Source organism: Psychromonas sp. KJ10-5 (genome assembly GCF_055808325.1).
Genome location: NZ_CM147864.1, coordinates 3,248,011 through 3,270,399, shown reverse-complemented (window position 1 = coordinate 3,270,399; position 22,389 = coordinate 3,248,011). Strand labels below are relative to the sequence as shown.

The window sequence follows — 22,389 nt, the reverse complement described above, 5'->3', positions numbered from 1 at the left end:
ATCGTTTAATCAGCTACTTTGCCTTCACTGATCGCCGCTAAAGCGGTGGTGATCTGCTCGATGATAAGCTGTTTTTTATCTGCTAACAGAGGTTGGTCACTATTATTAGAGGCCAACCATTGTGGGTGCTGCCGTGCTCTACGTAACCATTTTCCCCACTTTTTAGGCAGCTCTATTTTATCTGACTGAACAGTAGCTAATGAAACTTTAGTCATGCTAGCGTGACCACGTTGTTGTAGTGCAAGTAACAAACTCAACTGTCTTGCCCATAACACTTGTAATGTTAAGTCATCGGCACATAGATAACGATGGCCGGTAACCTTGGCTTGAATTTCATCATAGTAACGTTGCTTCACCCCCCATAACACGCCAGCAACACCACCCGCTAAAGCAGCAGCACCTAAAGTCATACCAGCGGCAACCAAATCAACAGCGACACCAACCCCCGCTCCCTTTACAAAGTTACTGGTCGCTTTAACACCAAACTCTTGTAAATTATCAGAAGAAAAAAGGTCTAACTCCCATTGTCCCTCTTGAATCGGCAAATCATGCTGGTCAATATCATCTTGTTTAAACTGATAAAGTGCTAATAATTGCGTTAGTGTTTGCCTTTCCAACTGACGAATACGTGATTGCAATTTTTCACTATATACTTCAATGCTTTGTTCATTATTATCTGCTTTGAAACGACAAGCTGCTGCTTCTACTAACAACTGTGCAATAAGTTGTTGTGCAGCAACCTCTCTTTCTTGCCATTGCTGTTTACGTTGCTCAATAAGCTGCGCAAGTTGCTGTTCTCTGTGGGCCAATAAGGTCTGCATCTTTTGATAGATTTTTAATTCATCAGAAAAACGAAATACTACGCTATCAAAGCTCACAAATGCATGTAGGTTTAAACGTGCCAATTGTGCTTGCCATGCTGCAACATCTGCTCCCGGTGAGTCGATAAAATTTAATACTGGGATAATAGGTTTAGCCGCATAACTTAATATTTTTAATTCATCGCGGTATTTTCCTAAAATAGGCTCACGTACATCTACCACATAAAAAATAATATCGTTGCTTAACAATGCCTTTAATACTTTAAGCTCTTGGCTTAATTCAGGGAAGTTAACTTCATGTTGAATAAAAGAGAGTAAGCGATCCACACCATCATTTTGGTGTGATTGCCCATCAATCACTTGCAACAAATTAATCGAATCTTCTAATCCAGGTGTGTCATAAATCACTAAGTTTTGATTGTTATCAACACGGATTTCAGCGCCTTCAACGTGGCGTGTAGTGCCCGCTTTATCAGCAATCTCACCGAAGCTAGCGTCACGTAACAAGGTGCGAATTAAAGAAGTTTTACCCGTATTCGCATGACCTACTACTGCAACTGATAATAATTGTTTATTCACTTTCAACCTCATTGATTTGCTTGTAGGTGATACGACTTGCATCAATACCTGCCTGTGCAGCCATTTCAATCCAATCCTTAAACCGGAGCGAAGCTCTCTCATCTTCTAGTAGAATAACCTCTCCTAAAATAACCAAATAAATCATCATTGAAGGATCTGTATTACACTTCTTCACAAAGCTTAACCAGCCTCGATCAGGTACACGCTTTATATCTACATACAAAGCTAAATCATTGACGTTAGAATCACTAATCAAAGAGATTGCTTGCTGTTGAGTCTGTCCATCGATGACGTTGATTAATGAAACAGAATAAATGGGATCAATCTGTCCACGAACCTTAGTTAATAAAGCGCTATTTAACTCAATGGCGAGTGGTAAAGCATCAGTTGGAAAGCGACTATTTCTTACCAAGTCATGACGATCGGCCAAGTCAACACTATCACGGCCCTCTGAATCAGGGTCGCTAATAAAAGAACGGTTACTGACTGGCTGTAATTGCCCTTTTAATTGCACATAATAAGGTAAAGAGAAGTTAACCTGAAACTGCCTCTTTTTAGATTTCACTCGGTGTTTAAAAAACAGCATCAACATAACGCGAGGCAACAATGCGTAAACCGTTAAGCTAAAAATTAATAAATTAGCCCAACTCACTCTGCTTTGTTGAGCAGAACTTAGAGAGTTGATCGCACCAATACTTGCCTGTGCCACATCATTGGCATTCGGTACAGTGATCCCTAAAAAATGAGGCGGAGTCGTTAATAGTTGCGTAATTTGAGTAAACACACTTTCACTTAAAATAGTGGTTTGCCAAATAAAGTCCACTTGATGTGTCGCTAATACCAATAACAGAGATAAGGTGGCGCCCAATAAATAACAAGTCCACCATAAGTGGCTCACTAAAGATAAACGAGCACGTCCAAAATAAGCACCGAATTGATGCTCAAAATAATAACGAAACAGCGACGTATAATAAGGGTGTTGATCATGAGCTTTATGCAGTAACTTATCTAATAATGAAATAAGTGACAGGCTTACGTTTGCTAACCAAGATGAACTCAATGCACCAGGTTTGAAAAATACAAACAGCCATATGATAAGTGATAATAGATTAGGAGCAAGAAACAATACGATAGCCCAAAAAAAGTTAATCTGTGAATTACTTTGATTAACTAAAAGCTGTGACACGCTAGATGCACCTAAAATAAAAAACAGAATACTCAACAATCCGCAAAATACAGTAAACAGTTGTTGAAAGTGCTTTAAAACAGGCGCAATTTGATAACGTAACTCAGCTAATTTAGTACGTTTAGTTAAAGCTTGTTCAAAGCTTAGCTCAGCGTAATCGGCATGAAATTGGTCTGATGGAGTACTTTTTTCAATGATACGTATGCCTTCCGTCAATAAACGGTCTTGGTATAAGCTCATTAACCGCTCCCTTTAATTATTTACGTCCGCGAATAGCATTCCACCAGTCTTCAGAAGCGGCAATTTGGCCCTCTTCATCAAGTGGCGGATAAGGTAAGCTTTTTTCACGACACAATTGACGGTAAATTGGATGACCACCTTCAAATAAAATACGGTGTTGCTCTTCTTTAGGTAATCGGCAAACTTGATCATACATACCAGCTATTTCACGCTGACGTTGTGCTTCATACATAATCAATGCAGATGCGACCGATACATTCAATGATTGACACATGCCAACCATTGGAATAATTACATCTTGGTCAGCTAAGGCTAATGCCTCATCACTAATACCATACTTCTCTTGGCCCATTAAAATAGCTGTTGGTTTCGTGTAATCAACTTCTCGGAAATCAATGGCAGTATCCGATAAATTAGTCGCAATTATTTGCATCCCTTGTTCGCGCATGACAGCGACCGCATCTTGTACCGTATCATGAGAATGTACATTAACCCATTTCTGACTACCTGACGCAACATTTCGCGAAATACGTGTTGAATCTATATCCCACGTAGCATGCACATTATTAATACCCATAGCGTCGGCTGTACGAACGATAGCAGCTAAGTTATGTTGCATGTGCACCTGTTCCATAAAAACGGTTAGGTCAGGTTGACGGCAGTTTAACATGGAAGTAATACGGGCAAAACGTTCAGGAGTCATACTCTCTCACACAAAGAAGTTATAAAAGAGTTTATTATATAGAAAGTTTGAGCTCGGCTAAAGCAGTGTCAAAAAAGCGTTTTCAAAACACTGCTTTAAAGCGAGGATAAAGAGAGGATTTACTTCAGCGATATATAGTTATTACGAGCATATTGGGGACGAGCTGCTTTTAATACTTCCGCTTCAGTCTCTGTCAATTTTCCAACAGGTAATCCTATCACCTTGTGGGTTAAGTGCTCTCTTGCTTCAATGGCAATAGACAGTTTGATAATACGACTGCTTCCCTTAATTTCTTGTGTTTCAAAAGCTGGCGCTAGTACACCAGAAGCTAATAAATTGCTCACCGCAGGTTCCGTTAGTGGCAAAGCCAATACGGTTTTACGTTGAATAATAAACTCTCGTAATAAGGCTTTTTCTTCAAAGTCTAACTGACGGATCATCTTGTTTCTACGCACTATTAAACGCTGGTTCATGTAATACTCTTTTAACCCAGAGAATGAAAATGATAACAATCGAGTCAATAGATAACAGCCAGTTAATAGGGTTAACACCCATATGTAAGGTGCATATGAAGCGGGTAATAGATCTGAGTTATTGAGAGAAAATAATGAACTAGGGATAACCAATAAAACAGCACAACTCACACACATCCACATCATAGTCGTGGTGATCCCTTGTTGCTCTGTCATGCGTTGTAAAAAGTGTTTCATAATAGCTCCTGCCAATAAATTGTTGCACAGCTATAGAAAAGCAGGAAACATGCCAAGAATAAAAATCATAAAGAACAAGATGTATTTGTATTTACTTGGACCGGTAAATAATCCAGTAACACGAGTAGTTGGATATGGTACGATAAAAGTATTATATATTGTGTAAGGTTAATGTTATGAATTTCAGAGATCTCGAGTACCTGATTGCTTTAGAAGAATTAAAACATTTTAGAAAAGCCGCTGATAGATGTTTTGTCAGTCAACCAACATTAAGTGGTCAAATTAAAAAATTAGAAGAAGAGCTTAATGTTCAATTAATGGAACGATCTTCAAGAAAGGTTATCTTCACACCTGCTGGCCTAGATATCGTAGCGAAAGCGAAAACAATTCTATTGGAAGCCAAGTCATTAAAAGAGATTGCAAAGAGCCATAATGAGCCGATGCGAGGCACATTACATATTGGTCTGATCCCAACTGTTGCTCCTTACTTACTCCCATTAATTGTTCCAGTAATGAAAGAAGCATTCCCTGATTTAGAGTTATATCTACATGAGAATCAAACCCAGACTCTGATCAAACAGTTAGAAGAAGGTGAATTAGATTGTTTAATGTTAGCGTTAATGCCAGATATGGAACAATTTAAACAACTAGTACTTTACGATGAGCCACTAGAACTCGCATTATCTGATAAACATGCATGGTCTAATCAACGCCATATTAATTTACAAGAGCTAAGCGGTGAACATGTATTAATGTTAGCCGATGGGCATTGTTTACGCGATCAAGCGTTAGGATTCTGTTTTGCTGCAGGTGCGATTGAAGATAATAGCTTTAAAGCAACGAGTTTAGAAACATTACGTCATATGATCAGTGCAGACAACGGTGTTACTTTGCTGCCTCAACTGGCAATACCGTTAAATCGTTATCAGGCTGGTGTAAAATATATCCCGTTTGAACCACCAGTACCATCACGTAAAATCGTACTGTTAAGTCGCAATAACAGTGCACGACAAGCTTGCTTTGATAAGTTAGCGGAAGTAATTAATAAAGCCGTGCAGGCGCGATTAGACGAGTACCTTTAAGTACAACAAACTATCTTACTAATATAAGGTAGTTTGAATTTCAGACACAAAAAAGCCGAACATAAGTTCGGCTTTTTTATTGCAACTATAAAGAAGCTTACGCTTCTTCGTCCGCTACAACTGGACGGTCTACAAACTGGATGTAAGCCATTGGAGCTTTATCGCCAGTACGGAAACCACATTTAATGATACTAGTGTAACCACCAGGACGAGTCGCGTAGCGAGGACCTAGTTCATTAAATAATTTTGCCACTACTGCATCATCACGAAGACGAGCAAATGCTAGACGACGGTTAGCAACGCTATCCGTTTTAGCTAATGTAATTAATGGCTCAATTACACGACGCAATTCTTTTGCTTTTGGCACTGTAGTTTTAATAACTTCGTGCGTAGCAATAGAGATTGCCATATTACGAAACATAGCCTGACGGTGGCTGCTGTTTCGGTTAAGTTGACGTCCACTTTGACGATGGCGCATAACCTAATCCTTATTTATTCGTGAATCGGTTTAATACTAATCTTCGATTAGACTTGCTGGTGGCCAGTTTTCTAAGCGCATGCCTAGAGACAGTCCACGTGATGCAAGCACATCTTTGATTTCAGTTAGAGACTTCTTACCTAAGTTAGGCGTTTTTAGAAGTTCAACTTCAGTACGTTGTACTAGATCACCGATATAGTGAATCGACTCTGCTTTCAAACAGTTAGCAGAACGAACAGTTAGTTCTAAATCATCTACTGGGCGTAAAAGAATTGGATCAAACTCAGGTTTAGCTTCAGCTACTGGTGCTTCATAAGTAGTGCGCAGATCAACAAATGCGTCTAATTGCTCAGCTAAAATTGTAGCTGCGCGACGAATTGCCTCTTCTGGCTCTAAAGTACCATCTGTTTCCATATCGATAACAAGCTTGTCTAAATCGGTACGTTGTTCAACACGAGCTGATTCAACACTGTAAGCAATACGCTCAACAGGACTGAAAGTCGCATCGACTAATAGACGACCAATTGGACGCTCATCTTCTTCGCTATGAATACGAGATGAAGCTGGAACATAACCGCGACCTGATTCAATTTTAATACGCATGCTGATTTCAGCATTGCCTGTTAAATTACAGATCACATGTTCTGGGTTGACTATCTCTACATCACCATCATGAATGATGTCGCCTGCAGTAACAGGACCAGCGCCAGATTTAGTTAAACTAACTAAAACTTCATTTTTACCTTCAAGCTTTACAGCTAGACCTTTAAGGTTAAGAAGAATCTCTAGGATGTCTTCTTGAACGCCTTCTTTTGTGCTGTACTCATGTTGTACACCATCAATTTCAACTTCTGTTACCGCCGTTCCCGGCATAGATGATAACAAAATACGACGAAGAGCATTACCCAAAGTATGGCCAAAGCCACGCTCTAGTGGCTCAAGAACCACTTTTGCTCTAGTTGTTGAAACTTGTTCGATATCAACTAATCTTGGTTTTAGAAAATCAATTACAGAACCCTGCATTTGTGCCCTCTCTTAACAGTTAACTTTACTTAGAGTAAAGCTCGATGATTAACTGTTCGTTAATCTCAGCAGATAAATCTGAACGTTCAGGTTGACGCTTAAATTCGCCTTCCATCTTCGTTGTATCAACTTCTACCCAAGCTAGGGCTTCACGTTGACCAGCGATTTCTAATGCAGCGCCAATACGTGATTGCTTTTTAGCTTTCTCACGGATCGCGATAACGTCGCTAGGTTTAACGTTGAATGAAGGGATATTTACAACTTTACCGTTCACTAGAATAGCTTTATGGCTAACTAGTTGACGTGATTCAGCACGTGTTGCGCCAAAGCCCATGCGGTATACAACATTGTCTAAACGACCTTCAAGAAGTTGAAGTAAGTTTTCGCCAGTGTTGCCCTGTAAACGAGCAGCTTCTTTATAGTAGTTACGGAATTGCTTTTCTAATACACCGTACATACGACGTACTTTTTGCTTTTCACGTAATTGTAAACCGTAGTCTGATAGACGTGGTTTACGTGCACCGTGTACACCTGGTGCATTTTCGATCTTACACTTAGAATCGATCGCGCGGACACCTGATTTTAAGAATAAATCAGTTCCTTCACGACGGCTAAGCTTAAGCTTAGGACCTAAATATCTTGCCATTGTTCTTTCTCCAATTACCTTAGAAAGCTGCGATTAAACGCGACGTTTCTTTGGTGGACGACAACCATTATGAGGGATCGGTGTAACGTCAGTAATATTAGTTACACGGAAACCCGCCGCGTTTAGTGCGCGAATCGAAGATTCACGACCAGGTCCTGGTCCATTTACAAAAACTTCAACGTTTTTAAGACCGTACTCTTTAGCTGCTTCAGCAGCACGCTCAGCAGCAACCTGTGCAGCGAACGGAGTAGATTTACGAGAACCACGGAAACCAGAACCACCTGCAGTAGCCCAAGAAAGAGCATTACCTTGACGGTCTGTAATAGTTACGATTGTGTTGTTGAAAGAAGCATGGATGTGAGCCATACCATCAGCAACTTGCTTTTTAACGCGCTTGCGAGCACGAGTTGGTGTTTTAGCCATTATCTCTTACCCTATTTCTTAATTGCTTTACGCGGACCTTTACGAGTACGAGCATTCGTTTTAGAACGCTGTCCACGTAGAGGTAAGCTGCGACGGTGACGAAGTCCACGGTAACAACCAAGGTCCATAAGACGCTTGATGCTCATAGATACTTCACGACGTAAATCACCTTCAACGGCGAATTTAGCTACTTCTGTACGAAGAGCTTCGATTTGTGTTTCATCCAGATCTTTAAGCTTAGTAGTTTCAGCTACGCCTGACTCAGCACAAATAATTTGTGAACGAGTCTTGCCGATGCCAAAAATAGCAGTTAATGCGATAACTGCATGCTTATGATCAGGAACGTTAATGCCAGCGATACGGGCCACTATGCACTCCTTAAAGTTAACGATTCATTTGTGAAAAGCCCGGTAGGATACTCGACAAATGATAAATTAGCAAACAAAACACAGCTTAGATGAAAAATTCATCTAAGCTGCTGATATATCCTAAATCTATCTAGGATTAGCCTTGGCGTTGTTTATGCTTTGGCTCTACGCAGATAACTCGCACCACACCGTGGCGTTTGATAACTTTGCAGTTACGACAGATTTTTTTAACGGATGCACGAACTTTCATTGCAACACTCCGTGATTATAACTATCAGACTTGGTTATTTACCGTAGTCTTTCAAGTTAGCTTTTTTCAAGACAGAATCATATTGATTAGACATCAAATGAGTCTGCACCTGTGCCATAAAGTCCATGATAACAACAACGATAATTAATAACGAAGTACCACCGAAGTAGAACTGCGTATTCATCGCCACCATCATAAACTCGGGAATCAAACAGATAAAAGTAATATACAACGCACCAGCTAATGTTAGACGCGTCATCACTTTATCAATGTAACGTGATGTTTGTTCTCCTGGACGGATTCCTGGGATAAAGGCACCGCTTTTCTTCAGATTATCTGCTGTCTCACGTGGATTGAACGTAAGTGCAGTATAAAAGAAGCAAAAGAAGATAATAGCAGCTGCATATAACATCATATGCAACGGTTGTCCTGGCTGTAACGCCAAAGAAACATCCGATAACCAACTTAAACCTTCAGTCTGACCAAACCACTGGGCAATAGTACCAGGAAATAAGATAACACTCGAGGCAAAAATTGCAGGGATTACACCAGCCATATTTAATTTTAATGGCAAGTGAGTGCTTTGCGCAGCAAAAACCTTACGGCCTTGTTGACGTTTTGCGTAGTTAACGACGATTCGACGTTGACCACGTTCTACAAATACTACAAACGCAGTAGTTGCAAAAACGATAACAATTAATGCTAGTAACACTAGAAGATGAATTTCACCTTGACGTGCTTGCTCAGCAGTTTGCCCGATTGCCGATGGCAACCCAGCAATAATACCTACAAAGATAATGATAGAAATACCATTACCAATACCGCGCTCAGTGATTTGCTCGCCTAGCCACATAAGGAACATAGTTCCTGTTACTAAACTTACAACTGCCGTTACATAGAAACTAAGACCTGCATTTTCAACAAGTCCCGGCATCATAGTTGGCAAACCGGTTGCGATACCAATTGCTTGGAACGTACCTAAAACCAAAGTACCGTAGCGTGTATACTGGTTAATCTTACGACGACCAGACTCACCCTCTTTCTTTAACTCAGCTAAAGGAGGATGAACTACCGTAAGCAATTGGATAATAATAGACGCAGAAATATACGGCATTATACCCAATGCAAAGATAGAAGCACGCTCAAGCGCACCACCAGAGAACATGTTAAACATTTCAATGATGGTACCCTTTTGCTGTTCGAATAAATCAGCTAGGACAGCGGCGTCAATACCAGGAATTGGAACAAAAGAGCCTGCACGGAACACTAAAATAGCGCCTAAAACAAATAATAAACGAGTTTTAAGTTCGCTTAAATTGCTTCCTTGTGCCGCTTTCGGATCTAACCCTGGTTTCTTAGCCATTGCCTATTATTCCTCGATTTTTCCGCCCGCCGCTTCGATTGCAGCACGAGCACCTTTAGTAACACCAAGGCCTTGTACTGTAACTGAGCGAGAGATTTCACCAGATAGAACTACTTTTGCAAACTTAACAGTGTTTACAAGTAGACCTGCCTGTTTCAACGTTTCTAGTGTCACGATATCGCCTTCTACTTGTGCGATTTCGTTCAAACGAACTTCACCGGTAACAAGAGATTTACGAGATGTGAAACCAAATTTTGGTAAACGTTGTTTCAAAGGCATTTGACCACCTTCAAAACCAGGACGTACTGTACCGCCTGAACGAGATTTTTGACCTTTGTGACCGCGGCCACCTGTCTTACCTAGTCCAGAACCGATACCACGGCCTACACGTTTAGCAGCAGGTTTTGAACCAGCTGCTGGAGATAGAGTATTAAGTTTCATTATTACCCCTCAACCTTAACCATGTAGTAAACTTTATTAACCATACCACGTACTGCTGGAGTATCTTCCAACTCAACAGTATGACCGATGCGACGCAGACCTAAGCCTGTTAATGTTGCACGGTGCTTTGGTAAACGGCCAATTGCACTTTTGGTTTGAGTTACTTTAATCGTTTTAGTAGCCATGCTGAATTACCCCAGAATATCACTAACGTTTAAGCCACGCTTAGCTGCGATTTGCTCAGGAGAGTTCATGCTCTCTAGTGCATCCATCGTAGCGCGGACAACGTTAATTGGGTTAGTTGAGCCGTAAGCTTTTGATAGTACGTTTTGTACACCAACAACTTCTAACACGGCACGCATTGCACCACCTGCGATGATACCAGTACCTTCAGATGCTGGTTGCATGTATACCTTAGAACCAGAATGACGGCCCTTAACAGGATGCTGCAGAGTGTTACCTTTTAATTGGATTTCGCTGATATTGCGACGTGCTTTTTCCATAGCTTTTTGAATAGCTGCTGGAACTTCACGTGCTTTACCATAGCCGAAACCAACACGACCATTACCATCACCAACAACTGTTAGTGCTGTAAAGCTAAAGATGCGACCACCTTTAACTACTTTTGAAACACGGTTTACTGCGATTAGCTTTTCGTTCAGATCACCGGTTTGAGATTCTACTTTTGACATAATCTTTACCCTTAGAACTGTAGACCAGCTTCACGAGCTGCGTCAGCTAGTGCTGCAACACGACCATGGTATTGGAAACCGCTACGGTCAAAAGAAATTTTAGTAATTCCTTTCTCTACCGCACGTTCTGCAACTAATTTACCAATTAGTTGAGCTGCTTCTTTATTACCACCGTTGTTAACTTGGGCAATCACTTCTTTTTCTAATGTAGAAGCGCTTGCTACGACTTGTGCGTCTGCTGTAATTACCTGCGCGTAAGTATGGCGAGGTGTACGGTTGATCACAAGACGAGTTGCACCAAGATCTTGCAATTTCTTACGTGTGCGGGTAGCACGACGAAGACGAGATGCTTTCTTATCCATAGTCTTACCTTACTTTTTCTTCGCTTCTTTACGACGCACATTTTCATCAGCGTAACGAACACCTTTACCTTTATAAGGCTCTGGTGGACGGAATGCACGAATCTCTGCAGCTACTTGGCCTACAACTTGTTTGTCAGCACTTTCTAATACGATTTCTGTTTGGCTAGTAGCCGTTGCAGATACCGATTTAGGTAAAGTGTAAACAACAGGGTGTGAAAAACCTAAAGTTAGGTTGATTTCTTGACCTTTAACTTGTGCACGGTAACCAACACCTTGAAGAAGAAGAGTCTTCTTAAAGCCTTCAGTTACACCTACAACCATGTTGTTAACGTTAGCACGTGCAGTACCTGCTTGTGCCCATGCGCCAGCTACACCTTCAACAGGTGCAAATGTTAGTACGCCATCTTCTAATTTAACAACAACAGCATCATTAAGAGTACGAACTAGTTCGCTTTTACCACCTTTTACAGTGATCTCTTGACCGTTTACTTTAACTTCTACGCCAGCAGGAACAGTAATCGGTGCCTTAGCTATACGAGACATAGATTACTCCTTAAGATACGTAACAGATGATCTCACCGCCGATGCTTGCATTACGCGCAGCTCGGTCAGTCATTACACCTTGAGAAGTTGAAACAATCGCAATACCTAAACCAGCCATAACCTTAGGAAGATCGTTTGCACCTTTATAGATACGAAGACCTGGACGGCTTACTCGTTTAATAGTATCGATTACTTTTTTGCCTTCGAAGTACTTTAAAGTAACTTCTAGTTCAGGCTTTGTGTCACCAGCAACAGCGAAATCTGAAATGTAACCTTCAGCTTTAAGCACAGTTGCAATTGCAACTTTTTGCTTAGAAGAAGGCATCTTAACAGATACTTTGCTTGCTGCTTGACCGTTACGAATACGCGTTAGCATATCCGAAATAGGATCTTGCATGCTCATAACTATTTACTCCGTGATTAGTTTGATTACCAGCTGGCTTTTTTCAGGCCAGGGATTTCTCCGCGCATCATATGCTCACGAACCTTAATACGGCTCATGCCAAATTTACGAAGATAACCATGTGGACGACCAGTAACGTTACAACGGTTACGTTGACGTACTGAACTTGAATCACGAGGTAGCGATTGAAGCTCTAACACTGCATTCCAACGATCTTCGTCAGATGTATTTACATTGTTAATAGTTGCTTTTAATGCTGCACGCTTTTCAGCGAACTTAGCAACTAACTTCTCACGTTTTACTTCACGCGCTTTCATTGATTGTTTAGCCATTTTCTAACTCCTTACTTACGGAATGGGAAGTTGAACGCAGACAAAAGTGCGCGTGCTTCTTCGTCAGACTTAGCTGAAGTAGTAATTGTGATATCTAAACCACGTACTTTATCAACTTTATCGTAATCGATTTCAGGGAAAATGATTTGCTCACGTACACCCATAGAGTAGTTACCACGACCATCAAATGACTTAGCATTTAGGCCACGGAAATCACGTACACGCGGGATAGCGATTGTTACCAAACGCTCAAAGAAATCCCACATACGCTCTCCACGTAGTGTTACTTTACAACCAATCGGGTAGCCTTCACGAATTTTGAAGCCTGCCACAGAGCGGCGTGCTTTAGTGATCATTGGCTTTTGACCTGAGATTGCTGCCATATCTGACGCAGCGTGCTCTAGGACTTTTTTATCAGCCAGTGCTTCACCAACACCCATATTTAGGGTGATTTTCTCTATTCGAGGGACTTGCATGACAGACGTATAGTCGAATTGCTTTTGCAAATCAGACACCACGTTGTCTTTATAGAAATCATGCAGTTTCGCCATCGTAAACTCCAGTTACTTCACAAGTTCATTATTAGACTTGAAGAAACGAACTTTTTTGCCGTCTTCTAATCTAAAACCAACACGATCTGCTTTACTCGTTGCCGAGTTGTAGATCGCAACATTTGATACTTCAATTGGTGCATTTTGTTCAATGATACCACCAGTCACACCCGCTTGAGGGTTTGGCTTTTGGTGTTTCTTCTGAACATTTACACCTTCAATAATTACTTTACCGTTAGCTAAAACTTGAGAAACTTTCCCAGTTTTACCTTTATCTTTACCGGCAATAACAATTACTTCATCGTCACGTTTAATTTTTGCTGCCATTTTCGGTTCCTTACAGTACTTCTGGCGCCAGTGAAACAATCTTCATGAAATTTTCATTTCGAAGTTCACGGGTTACAGGGCCAAAGATACGTGTACCGACTGGCTGGTTGTTTGCATTCAAGATAACCGCAGCGTTGCGATCAAAACGAATAACAGAACCATCGGGACGACGTACACCTTTTCTGGTACGCACTACCACAGCTGAATGAACATCACCTTTTTTAATTTTACCGCGAGGAATTGCTTCCTTCACAGAAACTTTGATGATGTCACCGATTGCTGCATAACGGCGATGCGAGCCACCAAGGACCTTAATACACATTACGCGTCGAGCGCCACTATTGTCGGCGACATCTAGCACACTTTGCATTTGGATCATTATAGTGCTCCGCTATTTACTATTGATACTCTCTAATGAGTCGTGTTCCCTTTTTTCAGGGAGCGGCATCATACCACCAACTTTCTTAGAAAGATAGTCTAAAAAAACGGCACTCATCAAATGAGTACCGTTTCGCTTATGTAAACAAACTTAATTAACTGAAAACAGTTACTTATGCTTTGCTTACGATTTTAGCCAATGTCCAAGATTTATTCTTAGATAGAGGACGACATTCAGTAATTTCTACGTAGTCGCCTTCATTACATTGGTTTGTTTCATCATGTGCTTGAAGCTTAGTAGTACGCTTCATGAATTTACCGTATAACGGATGCTTCACTTTACGTTCAATAGCTACAACGATAGATTTTTCCATCTTTGCACTGATTACTTTACCTTGAAGAGTACGAGTGTTTTTATCGCTCATTACGCACCTGCCTTCTGATTTAATACAGTCTTAACACGGGCGATGTCACGACGCACTTGTTTAATTGAGTGCGGCTTTTCTAACTGACCTGTGTTTAACTGCATACGTAAGTTAAATTGCTCACGTAATAAGTTTAGAAGTTCAGCATTAAGCTCTTCAACGCTTTTTTCTTTAAGTTCGTTAGCTTTCATTACATCACCTTACGAGTTACGAAAGTTGTTGCCACTGGCAATTTAGCTGCTGCAAGAGCAAATGCTTCACGAGCCAATGCTTCTGGAACACCTTCCATTTCATAAAGAACTTTACCTGGTTGAGTTTGAGCAACCCAATATTCCACGTTACCTTTACCTTTACCTTGACGAACCTCTAATGGCTTGCTGGTAATCGGCTTATCAGGAAACACACGGATCCAGATTTTACCTTGACGTTTAACATGACGAGTCATTGCACGACGTGCTGCTTCGATTTGACGAGCAGTAATTCGACCACGACCAGTTGCTTTTAGTCCAAATTCGCCAAAGCTGACTTCCGCACCTTTAGAAAGACCACGGTTGCGGCCTTTCATCATTTTACGGAACTTCATACGTTTTGGTTGCATCATAGCGTATTTCTCCTACTTACCGCGACCTTTGCGTTTTGGTTTAGCTGGCTGTTCTTCTTGTTGAAGTGGTAAACCACCAAGAATTTCACCTTTAAAGATCCAAACCTTAACGCCAATGATACCGTAAACAGTCAATGCTTCTGATGTTGAGTAATCAATATCGGCACGAAGAGTATGTAGAGGTACACGACCTTCACGATACCATTCGTCACGAGCGATTTCTGCACCACCAAGACGACCACTAACTTGAACTTTGATACCTTTAGCGCCTAGACGCATAGCATTTTGTACCGCACGCTTCATAGCGCGACGGAACATAACACGACGCTCTAACTGAGAAGAGATTGAATCTGCTACTAGTTTTGCGTCAAGTTCAGGTTTACGAACTTCTGAGATATTGATTTGAGCTGGAACGCCGGCCATTTTAGCAATAGCTGTGCGTAGCAATTCAACATCTTCGCCTTTCTTACCAATTACAACACCAGGACGAGCTGTGTGAATAGTCACACGTACGCTTTTCGCTGGACGTTCAATAGTAATTTTAGACAAAGAAGCATTTTTCAATTTCTCTGTTAAGAATTTACGGATTTGAAAATCACTGTATAAGTTATCTGCAAAATCGTTTTTGCCTGCATACCAAGTAGAGCTAAATGCTTTAGTGATACCTAGGCGAATACCGTTAGGATGAACTTTCTGTCCCATTGTTTAACCCCTGTCTGATACCACTACTGTGATATGGCAAGAACGCTTCATAATGCGATCGGCACGGCCTTTCGCACGCGGCATGATACGCTTCATTGTTGGACCTTCGTCTACACAAATTTTTGTGATAACTAGCTCATCAACATCAGCGCCTTCATTATGCTCAGCGTTTGCAATTGCAGAATCTACAACTTTTTTAACCAATACAGCAGCTTTCTTAGGGCTGTATGATAAAAGTTCTAGTGCTTTTTCTACTGGAAGACCACGTACTTGGTCTGCTACCAGGCGCGCTTTCTGTGCTGAAGAACGAGCATATAAATGTTTAGCTAAAGCTTCCATAATAACCTCTATTTCTTCGCTTTCTTATCCGCAGCATGGCCACGGTAAGTACGCGTTGGTGCAAATTCACCCAGTTTGTGACCGATCATTTCATCAGTTACAAATACTGGCACGTGTTGACGCCCGTTATGGACAGCGATAGTTAGACCAATCATATCTGGAATGATCATTGAGCGACGAGACCAAGTCTTAATAGGCTTTTTCTCGTTGCTATCAACCGCTTTCTCTACCTTCTTCAGCAAGTGTAGGTCAATGAAAGGACCCTTCTTGAGAGAACGTGGCATGGCGATACCTCTGCTTATTTCTTATTACGACGACGAACAATATACTGATCAGTTTTCTTGTTCTTACGAGTTTTGTAACCCTTAGTTGGAACACCCCAAGGAGAAACAGGATGACGACCACCACTTGTTTTACCTTCACCACCACCATGTGGGTGATCTACTGGGTTCATTACAACACCACGTACGGTAGGACGAACACCACGCCAACGCGTAGCACCAGCTTTACCTAGTTGACGTAGCATATGTTCTGCATTACCAACTTCACCGATTGTTGCACGACACTCAGCAGGGATTTTACGCATTTCACCACTACGTAAACGTAGAGTAACGTAAGCACCATCACGAGCTATAATTTGGCTGTAAGAACCAGCTGAACGTGCAATTTGTGCACCTTTAGCAGGTTTCATTTCTACAGCGTGTACTGTTGTACCTACTGGGATGTTACGCATTGGTAAGCAGTTACCCGCTTTAATCGCCGCATCTTCACCAGATTGGATAACATCACCAGCAACCATGCCTTTAGGGGCAAGGATGTAACGACGTTCACCATCAGCATAAAGCACTAGTGCAATGTTCGCACTACGGTTTGGATCATATTCCAAACGCTCAACTTTTGCTGGGATACCATCTTTATTACGTTTAAAGTCAACGATACGGTAATGATGTTTATGACCACCACCAATATGTCTAACCGTAATACGACCGCCATTATTACGACCACCAGATTTAGATTTTGACTCTAAAAGTGGTGCGTATGGCTTGCCTTTATGCAGATCGTTGTTTACCACTTTAACTAAGTGGCGACGACCTGGAGACGTAGGCTTACATTTTACAATAGCCATCTATAATTCCTCTACTCAGCGCCATCGAAACTAATATCTGCACCTTCAGCCAGAGTAACGTATGCTTTTTTCCAGTCGCTACGGCGACCCATACGTTGACCTGTACGCTTGGTTTTACCCTTCACGTTTAGTGTGCGAACACCAGTAACTTCAACATCAAATAACTTCTGAACTGCCGCTTTGACTTCTGCTTTAGTCGCAGTACCTGCAACTTTGAATACCATAGTGTTATGGTTTTCAGCAGACAAAGTTCCCTTCTCAGAGATATGCGGAGCTAGAATAACTTGCAGTAAACGTGCTTCACTGATCATGCTAGGCTCTCCTCAATCTTTTTCACTGCATCAGCAGTTACTAAAACTTTATCAAACGCGATAAGGCTAACTGGGTCAATGCCTTGAACATCACGAACGTCAACTTTGTACAAGTTACGCGCTGCTAAGAATAGATTTTCATCTAATTCTTCAGTGATGATTAACACATCTTTAAGATCCAGGTCTTTTAATTTAGCTGCAAGCTCTTTAGTTTTAGGAGCCTCAACAGTAAATTTCTCGACAACGATTAGACGATCCTGACGAACTAACTCAGAAAGAATACTTCTTACTGCACCGCGGTACATTTTTTTGTTAACTTTCTGGCTATGGTCCTGTGGACGAGCTGCGAAAGTTACACCACCACCAACCCAAATTGGGCTGCGGATTGTACCTGCACGTGCGCGACCAGTACCCTTTTGACGCCATGGCTTCTTACCACCACCGCGAACTTCACTACGGGTTTTCTGAGCGCGAGTACCTTGACGAGCACCAGCTGCATATGCAACGACTACCTGATGTACAAGGGCTTCGTTGTATTCACGTCCAAAGGTAGTGTCAGAAACTTCAAGAGCACTTTGTGCATCTTTCAATACCAATTCCATTACTAACTCCTCGGCTATGCTTTAACAGCAGGTTTGATGAATACGTTGCCATTTTTCGCACCAGCTACTGCACCTTTAACGAGCAGTAAGTTGCGTTCAATGTCTACGCGAACAACTTCAAGGTTTTGAGTCGTAACACGCTCAGCACCCATGTGACCAGCCATTTTCTTGCCTTTAAATACGCGTCCAGGTGTTTGACATTGGCCAATTGAACCTGGAGCACGGTGGCTTATAGAGTTACCGTGAGTCGCATCTTGCATAGAGAAATTCCAACGCTTAACGCCGCCTTGGAAGCCTTTACCTTTAGATTGACCAGTAACATCTACTTTATTAATTTCGTTGAATAGCTCAACGCTTAGCTCAGCACCGACTTTGATATCTGCACCTTCGTTGTCATCAAGAGTAAACTCCCAAAGACCACGGCCAGCTTCTACACCTGCTTTCGCAAAGTGACCAGCTTCTGGCTTGTTTACACGGCTTGCTTTTTTAGAGCCAGCTGTTACTTGAATAGCTTGGTAGCCATCAGTATCAAGTGTTTTAACTTGAGTAACACGATTTGGTGAACATTCAAGAACTGTAACTGGGATAGAAACACCATCTTCAGTAAAGATGCGAGTCATACCAACTTTACGACCTACTAGACCGATTGTCATTACGATAACTCCTTTCTAACCCAAGCTGATTTGAACATCAACGCCAGCAGCTAAATCTAGCTTCATTAGTGCGTCAACAGTCTTTTCAGTTGGTTCTACGATATCAATCAAGCGCTTGTGAGTACGAATCTCATACTGATCACGTGCATCTTTGTTTACATGCGGTGATGTCAGTACTGTGAAACGCTCTTTACGAGTAGGTAGTGGAATAGGACCACGTACCTGAGCACCTGTGCGCTTTGCAGTTTCAACGATCTCCGCCGTTGATTGATCGATCAACTTGTGATCAAAAGCTTTAAGGCGGATACGGATTCTTTGGTTCTGCATGGACCAAAACTCCTAGTTAAAAATACAACATACAAATATACACCTGACAACCTATCCTAGATAGATCTCAAGTGTATATTCAAACTAGTAGCTCCCCAATCGGGAGACATTTTTCGATAACCAATATTCTTATCTGGCTATGGGCTTAAAAACCCACCTGCCTTATTGGCAAGTGGGCGTATATTACACTATCTGTAGACTATGGCAAGTACTTCTTACTATTTTGTGTAAAAAACATGCAAAAGGATCTCACTGGTACTTTTAACCAATAGATCCCTTCGTTACTAGACTGAGTTAACGTTTTTTATGTTACATTTTATACTTAACTACTATTTTTTAACCGATTAGGATCTCCTGTGTCTGCTCACCTGCATTTATATCATTACCTTAAACAATTAGCTGAACACACACATCATAGACAATTATTTAGTTTACAAGGCAGCCAGTCTTGGTGCTTTACCCAGATGCTACAAATCATTAAACAACAAACAAACCAGTATCAATGGTGTGGAGAAGGTCCCTCTTCTATTACAACCACACCCTATGCACAGCTATTAGGTCAAGATGTCGACTTATTAATCCTCAATATGCAACCAGGCTTTGATGCCAATATGTTTGCAGCCGCAGAAGGTTCTGTTCGTGGTGGCGGCGTAATTATCTTGCTTTTACCTGATAGCTCAACAAAACAGGATAACTTCTTCAACTATATACAAGTCGCACTTAAGAGGCATTCATTCCCCTGTATAAAAGAGAATGATTGCAGTCAGCCTTTTTTAACGCCTTCCTCTGTGCCTACTAGTGTAACTAAACCTATGCAACTGCATTTAGACGAGCAGCAACAAGCAATACAAAGCATCATCAAAACACAAACAGGCCACAGACGCAGACCTTTAGTCTTAACAGCTAACCGAGGACGCGGAAAATCGGCCGCACTAGGTATCGCAGCAGCCTCACTTATTAATCAGGGTGTTAAACACATCATTGTGTCCGCACCAAGTAAACAATCTGTCACCACCTTATATAAGCACGCCCAAACAACACTACAAGTAGCAACAGATATTAGCCGCTTACAATTTATTGCACCTGATACCTTACATAGTGAACAACCTAAATGTGACTTACTGATTATCGATGAAGCTGCAGCTATCCCGCTAAAATTATTAGTTACTTTTGCACAACGCTACGCGAGAGTAGTTTTCTCTAGCACTCAATTTGGCTATGAAGGTTCTGGACGTGGTTTTGCTTTACGCTTCCAACAACAACTCGATGTGATCGCACCAGACTGGCGAAAGCAACATTTATCACAGGCAATTCGCTGGGCAGATAATGACCCAGTTGAAGCCTTTACATTATCAACCTTATGTTTTGCAGATCAGTCAAATGGCGATAAACAAGACATAATAGATAAACCTAACATACGCTTAATCAATCAATCCGAGTTATTACAATCACCAGGATTGATTAAACAGATATTCTTGCTATTAGTGAATGCTCATTATCAAACTAAACCTTCAGACTTAAGCAGCTTGTTGAATGACCGAGATTTATCAATCATCATCATGCAACAAAAGCAAAAACTGCTCGCTGTGGCTGTTATTAATCACGAAGGTAATTTCGACCAAATCGCCTGTCAACAAATCTATCAAGGACACCGTCGCCCTAAAGGCCATCTTATTGCACAATCATTAACTTTTCATAGTGGCTTTCCAGAAGCAGGCATGCACAGTTATGCCAGAATACAACGGATTGCCGTGCAACCTCACTTACAAGATAAAACCTTAGGTAGTCAATTAATTGATTGGGTAACAAATTGGGCAATACAGCAACAGTTTGATCACCTTTGTGCAAGTTTTGCTGCTAGTGAGAAACTCTTATCCTTTTGGTTGCAACAAAATCTACAAGTATTACGCATTGGTACTAAACGAGATAAAAGCAGCGGACAGCATTCATTTATGGTGAACTTACCTATTAGCGAATCCGGTAAAATATTGCACCAATCAATCCGCACCGCTTTTATTCGACAAGTAAAAGTACAGTTCAGTAGACAATTGCAACATCTAGATCCAAGTATTATCCAAGTACTGTGGCCACAACTTATTACTCATAATCCACCACGTATGCTGATCAATGCATTATTTGCTTATATAAATGCCAATCGCAGCTACGAAAATGTAGAATACCTACTTATTGAACTGCTTTACCATTGTTCATTAACAGTATTAACCCAACAACAGCAAGCTGTTGTGATTGCAAAAATCATTCAAAACCATAGTTGGTCAACTATAGTGAAGGAATATGGGTTCACTGGACAAAAACAAGCACAAGCATTTATAAAAGACTGTATCTGCGATTTACTTACTCACAACCAAGAGACAACACATACTAATGAGACTTGATAAATTTATCTGTGAATCAACAGAACTGACACGAAGTGAAGCAAAAAACGTAATCCGTAAAGGCATGATCAATAACCAATCAGGCACTTTACGAAGCGGTGCTTACAAAGTGGCAGCCGATGATGTCATCGAAATGAAAGGACAAGTACTCACCACTCGTGGTTTTCGTTACCTGATGTTAAATAAACCACCTGGTTACATCAGCTCTAATGTTGATGAACAGATGCCGAGCTTATTAAACTTAATTGATATTGAGAAAAAACAGAATGTATTTATTGCCGGTAGATTAGATGCAGATACTACTGGATTAGTCCTGATCACCGATGATGGTCAATGGTCACACCAAGTAACCAGCCCACGTAAAAAATGCGAAAAACGTTATCGTGTTCACTTACAAGAGCCCGTTGATCAAAGTACCGTTGATCTGTTTGCTCAAGGAATACAGCTAAAAAGCGAGCCGCAACCTTGTTTACCCGCCAAACTTGAGCTGATTAGTGAAACTGAAGTGTTATTAACCATTAGTGAAGGTAAATATCATCAAGTAAAACGAATGTTTTCTGCGGTAGGTAACTTTGTAACAAAGCTACATCGAGAACAAATTGGTTGCGTACAACTAGATGCAGGCTTAGCACTAGGAGAATCGCGCTTTTTAACGGAGCAAGAGATCAATGGATTCAAATAAATCATTTAATGAAAAATGTTATTCGTTATTAATGCAAATTCCTCGTGGCAAAGTAGTGACCTACGCAGATATTGCTCATCACCTTGGTGGCAAAGCCTATCAAGCGGTAGGTAATGCCATGGCCAATAATCCAACACCAATCGTAGTGCCCTGTCATCGAGTTGTTAATAGCAATGGCGCAATAGGAAAGTTTGCCCTCGGGACGGCTAAAAAAATAGCCTTACTTAAAGAGGAAGGTATCTTGATAGATGAACATAAAGATAGCGCAAAAATTGTTAACTTAGATAAACAACGCCATACCTTTTAATAACATCACTCAACATT

The 22,389-nt window shown here is 41.1% G+C and carries 36 protein-coding genes; 4 read left to right on the top strand and 32 right to left on the bottom strand.

Features of this window, described 5'->3' with window-relative positions:
• Positions 1 to 5 precede the first annotated feature (5 nt).
• From AC0L3W_RS14395 to AC0L3W_RS14380, 4 genes are all read right to left on the bottom strand, one after another.
• The gene (locus tag AC0L3W_RS14395; RefSeq protein WP_409440227.1) at positions 6 to 1,400 is read right to left on the bottom strand and encodes a GTPase/DUF3482 domain-containing protein; all 1,395 of its coding nucleotides are present in this window, start codon (positions 1,398 to 1,400) and stop codon (positions 6 to 8) included.
• The gene (locus AC0L3W_RS14390; RefSeq protein ID WP_409440228.1) at positions 1,393 to 2,826 is read right to left on the bottom strand and encodes a DUF2868 domain-containing protein; all 1,434 of its coding nucleotides are present in this window, start codon (positions 2,824 to 2,826) and stop codon (positions 1,393 to 1,395) included. The genes AC0L3W_RS14395 and AC0L3W_RS14390 overlap by 8 nt, the downstream gene beginning before the upstream one ends.
• 16 nt (positions 2,827 to 2,842) lie before the next feature.
• Positions 2,843 to 3,529 (bottom strand): tRNA (guanosine(18)-2'-O)-methyltransferase TrmH, encoded by a 687-nt coding sequence (gene trmH / locus AC0L3W_RS14385; RefSeq protein WP_409440229.1) that lies wholly within the window; start codon positions 3,527 to 3,529, stop codon positions 2,843 to 2,845.
• A 119-nt stretch (positions 3,530 to 3,648) separates the two neighbouring features.
• Positions 3,649 to 4,239 (bottom strand): superinfection exclusion B family protein, encoded by a 591-nt coding sequence (locus tag AC0L3W_RS14380; RefSeq protein WP_290040074.1) that lies wholly within the window; start codon positions 4,237 to 4,239, stop codon positions 3,649 to 3,651.
• Positions 4,240 to 4,415: 176 nt separating this feature from the next.
• On the opposite strand from AC0L3W_RS14380, the gene oxyR reads away from it, so the two are divergent.
• Positions 4,416 to 5,321, top strand: a complete 906-nt coding sequence (gene oxyR, locus AC0L3W_RS14375; protein WP_290040073.1) for a DNA-binding transcriptional regulator OxyR — start codon at positions 4,416 to 4,418, stop codon at positions 5,319 to 5,321.
• Positions 5,322 to 5,418: 97 nt separating this feature from the next.
• On the opposite strand, the gene rplQ is transcribed toward oxyR, so the two are convergent.
• From rplQ to rpsJ, 28 genes are all read right to left on the bottom strand, one after another.
• The gene (gene rplQ / locus AC0L3W_RS14370; protein WP_028869287.1) at positions 5,419 to 5,799 is read right to left on the bottom strand and encodes a 50S ribosomal protein L17; all 381 of its coding nucleotides are present in this window, start codon (positions 5,797 to 5,799) and stop codon (positions 5,419 to 5,421) included.
• A 36-nt stretch (positions 5,800 to 5,835) separates the two neighbouring features.
• Positions 5,836 to 6,822, bottom strand: a complete 987-nt coding sequence (locus AC0L3W_RS14365) for a DNA-directed RNA polymerase subunit alpha (RefSeq protein WP_113819691.1) — start codon at positions 6,820 to 6,822, stop codon at positions 5,836 to 5,838.
• 25 nt (positions 6,823 to 6,847) lie between these two features.
• Positions 6,848 to 7,468: a 30S ribosomal protein S4 gene (gene rpsD, locus AC0L3W_RS14360; RefSeq protein ID WP_028869289.1), complete on the bottom strand. Its 621-nt coding sequence runs from the start codon at positions 7,466 to 7,468 to the stop codon at positions 6,848 to 6,850.
• Positions 7,469 to 7,501: 33 nt separating this feature from the next.
• A complete protein-coding gene (rpsK, locus tag AC0L3W_RS14355; protein ID WP_019613697.1) occupies positions 7,502 to 7,891 on the bottom strand; it encodes a 30S ribosomal protein S11 in 390 nt (129 codons plus the stop codon).
• An 11-nt stretch (positions 7,892 to 7,902) separates the two neighbouring features.
• Positions 7,903 to 8,259, bottom strand: coding sequence for a 30S ribosomal protein S13 (gene rpsM / locus AC0L3W_RS14350; RefSeq protein WP_290041676.1), 357 nt, complete (start codon positions 8,257 to 8,259; stop codon positions 7,903 to 7,905).
• 136 nt (positions 8,260 to 8,395) lie between these two features.
• Positions 8,396 to 8,509 carry a 50S ribosomal protein L36 gene (rpmJ, locus tag AC0L3W_RS14345; RefSeq protein WP_011770886.1) on the bottom strand — a complete coding sequence of 38 codons (114 nt, stop codon included), beginning with the start codon at positions 8,507 to 8,509 and terminating at the stop codon, positions 8,396 to 8,398.
• Between the two features lie 34 nt (positions 8,510 to 8,543).
• The gene (gene secY, locus AC0L3W_RS14340) at positions 8,544 to 9,872 is read right to left on the bottom strand and encodes a preprotein translocase subunit SecY (protein ID WP_113819688.1); all 1,329 of its coding nucleotides are present in this window, start codon (positions 9,870 to 9,872) and stop codon (positions 8,544 to 8,546) included.
• Positions 9,873 to 9,878: 6 nt separating this feature from the next.
• Positions 9,879 to 10,313, bottom strand: a complete 435-nt coding sequence (gene rplO, locus AC0L3W_RS14335) for a 50S ribosomal protein L15 (protein WP_113819687.1) — start codon at positions 10,311 to 10,313, stop codon at positions 9,879 to 9,881.
• Between the two features lie 2 nt (positions 10,314 to 10,315).
• On the bottom strand, positions 10,316 to 10,498 hold the full coding sequence (gene rpmD / locus AC0L3W_RS14330) for a 50S ribosomal protein L30 (protein WP_113819686.1): 183 nt from the start codon (positions 10,496 to 10,498) through the stop codon (positions 10,316 to 10,318).
• Positions 10,499 to 10,504: 6 nt separating this feature from the next.
• Positions 10,505 to 11,005, bottom strand: coding sequence for a 30S ribosomal protein S5 (gene rpsE, locus AC0L3W_RS14325; RefSeq protein WP_025563067.1), 501 nt, complete (start codon positions 11,003 to 11,005; stop codon positions 10,505 to 10,507).
• An 11-nt stretch (positions 11,006 to 11,016) separates the two neighbouring features.
• Positions 11,017 to 11,367, bottom strand: a complete 351-nt coding sequence (rplR, locus tag AC0L3W_RS14320; protein WP_113819685.1) for a 50S ribosomal protein L18 — start codon at positions 11,365 to 11,367, stop codon at positions 11,017 to 11,019.
• Between the two features lie 9 nt (positions 11,368 to 11,376).
• Positions 11,377 to 11,910 (bottom strand): 50S ribosomal protein L6, encoded by a 534-nt coding sequence (rplF, locus tag AC0L3W_RS14315; RefSeq protein WP_290041356.1) that lies wholly within the window; start codon positions 11,908 to 11,910, stop codon positions 11,377 to 11,379.
• Positions 11,911 to 11,920: 10 nt separating this feature from the next.
• Positions 11,921 to 12,313, bottom strand: coding sequence for a 30S ribosomal protein S8 (gene rpsH / locus AC0L3W_RS14310; protein WP_113819683.1), 393 nt, complete (start codon positions 12,311 to 12,313; stop codon positions 11,921 to 11,923).
• A 26-nt stretch (positions 12,314 to 12,339) separates the two neighbouring features.
• Positions 12,340 to 12,645 (bottom strand): 30S ribosomal protein S14, encoded by a 306-nt coding sequence (rpsN, locus tag AC0L3W_RS14305; RefSeq protein WP_028869300.1) that lies wholly within the window; start codon positions 12,643 to 12,645, stop codon positions 12,340 to 12,342.
• 11 nt (positions 12,646 to 12,656) lie between these two features.
• Entirely contained in the window at positions 12,657 to 13,196 is a 540-nt protein-coding gene (gene rplE, locus AC0L3W_RS14300; protein WP_113819682.1) for a 50S ribosomal protein L5, read from the bottom strand.
• Between the two features lie 12 nt (positions 13,197 to 13,208).
• Positions 13,209 to 13,523: a 50S ribosomal protein L24 gene (gene rplX, locus AC0L3W_RS14295; RefSeq protein WP_113819681.1), complete on the bottom strand. Its 315-nt coding sequence runs from the start codon at positions 13,521 to 13,523 to the stop codon at positions 13,209 to 13,211.
• Between the two features lie 10 nt (positions 13,524 to 13,533).
• Entirely contained in the window at positions 13,534 to 13,902 is a 369-nt protein-coding gene (gene rplN, locus AC0L3W_RS14290; protein ID WP_025563074.1) for a 50S ribosomal protein L14, read from the bottom strand.
• A gap of 172 nt (positions 13,903 to 14,074) precedes the next feature.
• Positions 14,075 to 14,326, bottom strand: coding sequence for a 30S ribosomal protein S17 (gene rpsQ, locus AC0L3W_RS14285; RefSeq protein WP_113819680.1), 252 nt, complete (start codon positions 14,324 to 14,326; stop codon positions 14,075 to 14,077).
• The gene (gene rpmC / locus AC0L3W_RS14280) at positions 14,326 to 14,517 is read right to left on the bottom strand and encodes a 50S ribosomal protein L29 (RefSeq protein ID WP_028869303.1); all 192 of its coding nucleotides are present in this window, start codon (positions 14,515 to 14,517) and stop codon (positions 14,326 to 14,328) included. The genes rpsQ and rpmC overlap by 1 nt, the downstream gene beginning before the upstream one ends.
• Positions 14,517 to 14,927, bottom strand: a complete 411-nt coding sequence (rplP, locus tag AC0L3W_RS14275) for a 50S ribosomal protein L16 (RefSeq protein ID WP_025563077.1) — start codon at positions 14,925 to 14,927, stop codon at positions 14,517 to 14,519. The genes rpmC and rplP overlap by 1 nt, the downstream gene beginning before the upstream one ends.
• A 12-nt stretch (positions 14,928 to 14,939) precedes the next feature.
• Complete coding sequence (rpsC, locus tag AC0L3W_RS14270; RefSeq protein ID WP_113819679.1) at positions 14,940 to 15,629, bottom strand: 30S ribosomal protein S3; 690 nt, start codon at positions 15,627 to 15,629, stop codon at positions 14,940 to 14,942.
• 3 nt (positions 15,630 to 15,632) lie between these two features.
• Positions 15,633 to 15,968, bottom strand: a complete 336-nt coding sequence (rplV, locus tag AC0L3W_RS14265; protein ID WP_113819678.1) for a 50S ribosomal protein L22 — start codon at positions 15,966 to 15,968, stop codon at positions 15,633 to 15,635.
• A gap of 8 nt (positions 15,969 to 15,976) precedes the next feature.
• Positions 15,977 to 16,252 carry a 30S ribosomal protein S19 gene (gene rpsS / locus AC0L3W_RS14260; RefSeq protein ID WP_113819677.1) on the bottom strand — a complete coding sequence of 92 codons (276 nt, stop codon included), beginning with the start codon at positions 16,250 to 16,252 and terminating at the stop codon, positions 15,977 to 15,979.
• A gap of 14 nt (positions 16,253 to 16,266) precedes the next feature.
• Complete coding sequence (gene rplB / locus AC0L3W_RS14255) at positions 16,267 to 17,094, bottom strand: 50S ribosomal protein L2 (protein ID WP_113819676.1); 828 nt, start codon at positions 17,092 to 17,094, stop codon at positions 16,267 to 16,269.
• A gap of 11 nt (positions 17,095 to 17,105) precedes the next feature.
• Positions 17,106 to 17,405: a 50S ribosomal protein L23 gene (rplW, locus tag AC0L3W_RS14250; protein WP_113819675.1), complete on the bottom strand. Its 300-nt coding sequence runs from the start codon at positions 17,403 to 17,405 to the stop codon at positions 17,106 to 17,108.
• Positions 17,402 to 18,007, bottom strand: a complete 606-nt coding sequence (gene rplD, locus AC0L3W_RS14245; RefSeq protein WP_028869307.1) for a 50S ribosomal protein L4 — start codon at positions 18,005 to 18,007, stop codon at positions 17,402 to 17,404. The genes rplW and rplD overlap by 4 nt, the downstream gene beginning before the upstream one ends.
• Before the next feature lie 14 nt (positions 18,008 to 18,021).
• Positions 18,022 to 18,660: a 50S ribosomal protein L3 gene (gene rplC, locus AC0L3W_RS14240; protein WP_113819674.1), complete on the bottom strand. Its 639-nt coding sequence runs from the start codon at positions 18,658 to 18,660 to the stop codon at positions 18,022 to 18,024.
• Between the two features lie 15 nt (positions 18,661 to 18,675).
• Positions 18,676 to 18,987, bottom strand: coding sequence for a 30S ribosomal protein S10 (gene rpsJ, locus AC0L3W_RS14235; RefSeq protein ID WP_025563085.1), 312 nt, complete (start codon positions 18,985 to 18,987; stop codon positions 18,676 to 18,678).
• 356 nt (positions 18,988 to 19,343) lie between these two features.
• On the opposite strand from rpsJ, the gene AC0L3W_RS14230 reads away from it, so the two are divergent.
• From AC0L3W_RS14230 to AC0L3W_RS14220, 3 genes are read left to right on the top strand one after another with little or no spacing between them, the layout of a single operon-like run.
• Complete coding sequence (locus AC0L3W_RS14230) at positions 19,344 to 21,383, top strand: tRNA(Met) cytidine acetyltransferase TmcA domain-containing protein (RefSeq protein WP_409440230.1); 2,040 nt, start codon at positions 19,344 to 19,346, stop codon at positions 21,381 to 21,383.
• Positions 21,373 to 22,065, top strand: a complete 693-nt coding sequence (locus tag AC0L3W_RS14225; protein ID WP_409440231.1) for a pseudouridine synthase — start codon at positions 21,373 to 21,375, stop codon at positions 22,063 to 22,065. The genes AC0L3W_RS14230 and AC0L3W_RS14225 overlap by 11 nt, the downstream gene beginning before the upstream one ends.
• Positions 22,052 to 22,372, top strand: coding sequence for an MGMT family protein (locus AC0L3W_RS14220; protein ID WP_409440232.1), 321 nt, complete (start codon positions 22,052 to 22,054; stop codon positions 22,370 to 22,372). The genes AC0L3W_RS14225 and AC0L3W_RS14220 overlap by 14 nt, the downstream gene beginning before the upstream one ends.
• Positions 22,373 to 22,389: the final 17 nt, after the last annotated feature.

Excerpts from the sequence above, each read along its gene's own strand:
- rplO (WP_113819687.1), bottom strand. The coding sequence starts at position 10,313 with ATGAAACTTAATACTCTATCTCCAGCAGCTGGTTCAAAACCTGCTGCT.
- rplV (WP_113819678.1), bottom strand. The coding sequence starts at position 15,968 with ATGGAAGCTTTAGCTAAACATTTATATGCTCGTTCTTCAGCACAGAAA.
- rplD (WP_028869307.1), bottom strand. The coding sequence starts at position 18,007 with ATGGAATTGGTATTGAAAGATGCACAAAGTGCTCTTGAAGTTTCTGAC.
- rpsN (WP_028869300.1), bottom strand. The coding sequence starts at position 12,645 with ATGGCTAAACAATCAATGAAAGCGCGTGAAGTAAAACGTGAGAAGTTA.
- rplN (WP_025563074.1), bottom strand. The coding sequence starts at position 13,902 with ATGATCCAAATGCAAAGTGTGCTAGATGTCGCCGACAATAGTGGCGCT.
- rpsC (WP_113819679.1), bottom strand. The coding sequence starts at position 15,629 with ATGGGACAGAAAGTTCATCCTAACGGTATTCGCCTAGGTATCACTAAA.
- rplP (WP_025563077.1), bottom strand. The coding sequence starts at position 14,927 with ATGATGCAACCAAAACGTATGAAGTTCCGTAAAATGATGAAAGGCCGC.
- rpsS (WP_113819677.1), bottom strand. The coding sequence starts at position 16,252 with ATGCCACGTTCTCTCAAGAAGGGTCCTTTCATTGACCTACACTTGCTG.
- rplW (WP_113819675.1), bottom strand. The coding sequence starts at position 17,405 with ATGATCAGTGAAGCACGTTTACTGCAAGTTATTCTAGCTCCGCATATC.
- rplQ (WP_028869287.1), bottom strand. The coding sequence starts at position 5,799 with ATGCGCCATCGTCAAAGTGGACGTCAACTTAACCGAAACAGCAGCCAC.
- rplX (WP_113819681.1), bottom strand. The coding sequence starts at position 13,523 with ATGGCAGCAAAAATTAAACGTGACGATGAAGTAATTGTTATTGCCGGT.
- AC0L3W_RS14390 (WP_409440228.1), bottom strand. The coding sequence starts at position 2,826 with ATGAGCTTATACCAAGACCGTTTATTGACGGAAGGCATACGTATCATT.
- AC0L3W_RS14220 (WP_409440232.1), top strand. The coding sequence starts at position 22,052 with ATGGATTCAAATAAATCATTTAATGAAAAATGTTATTCGTTATTAATG.
- rpsJ (WP_025563085.1), bottom strand. The coding sequence starts at position 18,987 with ATGCAGAACCAAAGAATCCGTATCCGCCTTAAAGCTTTTGATCACAAG.
- rplC (WP_113819674.1), bottom strand. The coding sequence starts at position 18,660 with ATGACAATCGGTCTAGTAGGTCGTAAAGTTGGTATGACTCGCATCTTT.
- rplE (WP_113819682.1), bottom strand. The coding sequence starts at position 13,196 with ATGGCGAAACTGCATGATTTCTATAAAGACAACGTGGTGTCTGATTTG.
- rpsQ (WP_113819680.1), bottom strand. The coding sequence starts at position 14,326 with ATGAGCGATAAAAACACTCGTACTCTTCAAGGTAAAGTAATCAGTGCA.
- rpsE (WP_025563067.1), bottom strand. The coding sequence starts at position 11,005 with ATGTCAAAAGTAGAATCTCAAACCGGTGATCTGAACGAAAAGCTAATC.
- rpsH (WP_113819683.1), bottom strand. The coding sequence starts at position 12,313 with ATGAGCATGCAAGATCCTATTTCGGATATGCTAACGCGTATTCGTAAC.
- secY (WP_113819688.1), bottom strand. The coding sequence starts at position 9,872 with ATGGCTAAGAAACCAGGGTTAGATCCGAAAGCGGCACAAGGAAGCAAT.
- AC0L3W_RS14365 (WP_113819691.1), bottom strand. The coding sequence starts at position 6,822 with ATGCAGGGTTCTGTAATTGATTTTCTAAAACCAAGATTAGTTGATATC.
- rplR (WP_113819685.1), bottom strand. The coding sequence starts at position 11,367 with ATGGATAAGAAAGCATCTCGTCTTCGTCGTGCTACCCGCACACGTAAG.
- rpsD (WP_028869289.1), bottom strand. The coding sequence starts at position 7,468 with ATGGCAAGATATTTAGGTCCTAAGCTTAAGCTTAGCCGTCGTGAAGGA.
- oxyR (WP_290040073.1), top strand. The coding sequence starts at position 4,416 with ATGAATTTCAGAGATCTCGAGTACCTGATTGCTTTAGAAGAATTAAAA.
- trmH (WP_409440229.1), bottom strand. The coding sequence starts at position 3,529 with ATGACTCCTGAACGTTTTGCCCGTATTACTTCCATGTTAAACTGCCGT.
- AC0L3W_RS14380 (WP_290040074.1), bottom strand. The coding sequence starts at position 4,239 with ATGAAACACTTTTTACAACGCATGACAGAGCAACAAGGGATCACCACG.
- rpmJ (WP_011770886.1), bottom strand. The coding sequence starts at position 8,509 with ATGAAAGTTCGTGCATCCGTTAAAAAAATCTGTCGTAACTGCAAAGTT.
- rplB (WP_113819676.1), bottom strand. The coding sequence starts at position 17,094 with ATGGCTATTGTAAAATGTAAGCCTACGTCTCCAGGTCGTCGCCACTTA.
- rpmD (WP_113819686.1), bottom strand. The coding sequence starts at position 10,498 with ATGGCTACTAAAACGATTAAAGTAACTCAAACCAAAAGTGCAATTGGC.
- rplF (WP_290041356.1), bottom strand. The coding sequence starts at position 11,910 with ATGTCTCGTATAGCTAAGGCACCGATTACTGTTCCTGCTGGCGTAGAA.
- AC0L3W_RS14225 (WP_409440231.1), top strand. The coding sequence starts at position 21,373 with ATGAGACTTGATAAATTTATCTGTGAATCAACAGAACTGACACGAAGT.
- rpsK (WP_019613697.1), bottom strand. The coding sequence starts at position 7,891 with ATGGCTAAAACACCAACTCGTGCTCGCAAGCGCGTTAAAAAGCAAGTT.
- rpmC (WP_028869303.1), bottom strand. The coding sequence starts at position 14,517 with ATGAAAGCTAACGAACTTAAAGAAAAAAGCGTTGAAGAGCTTAATGCT.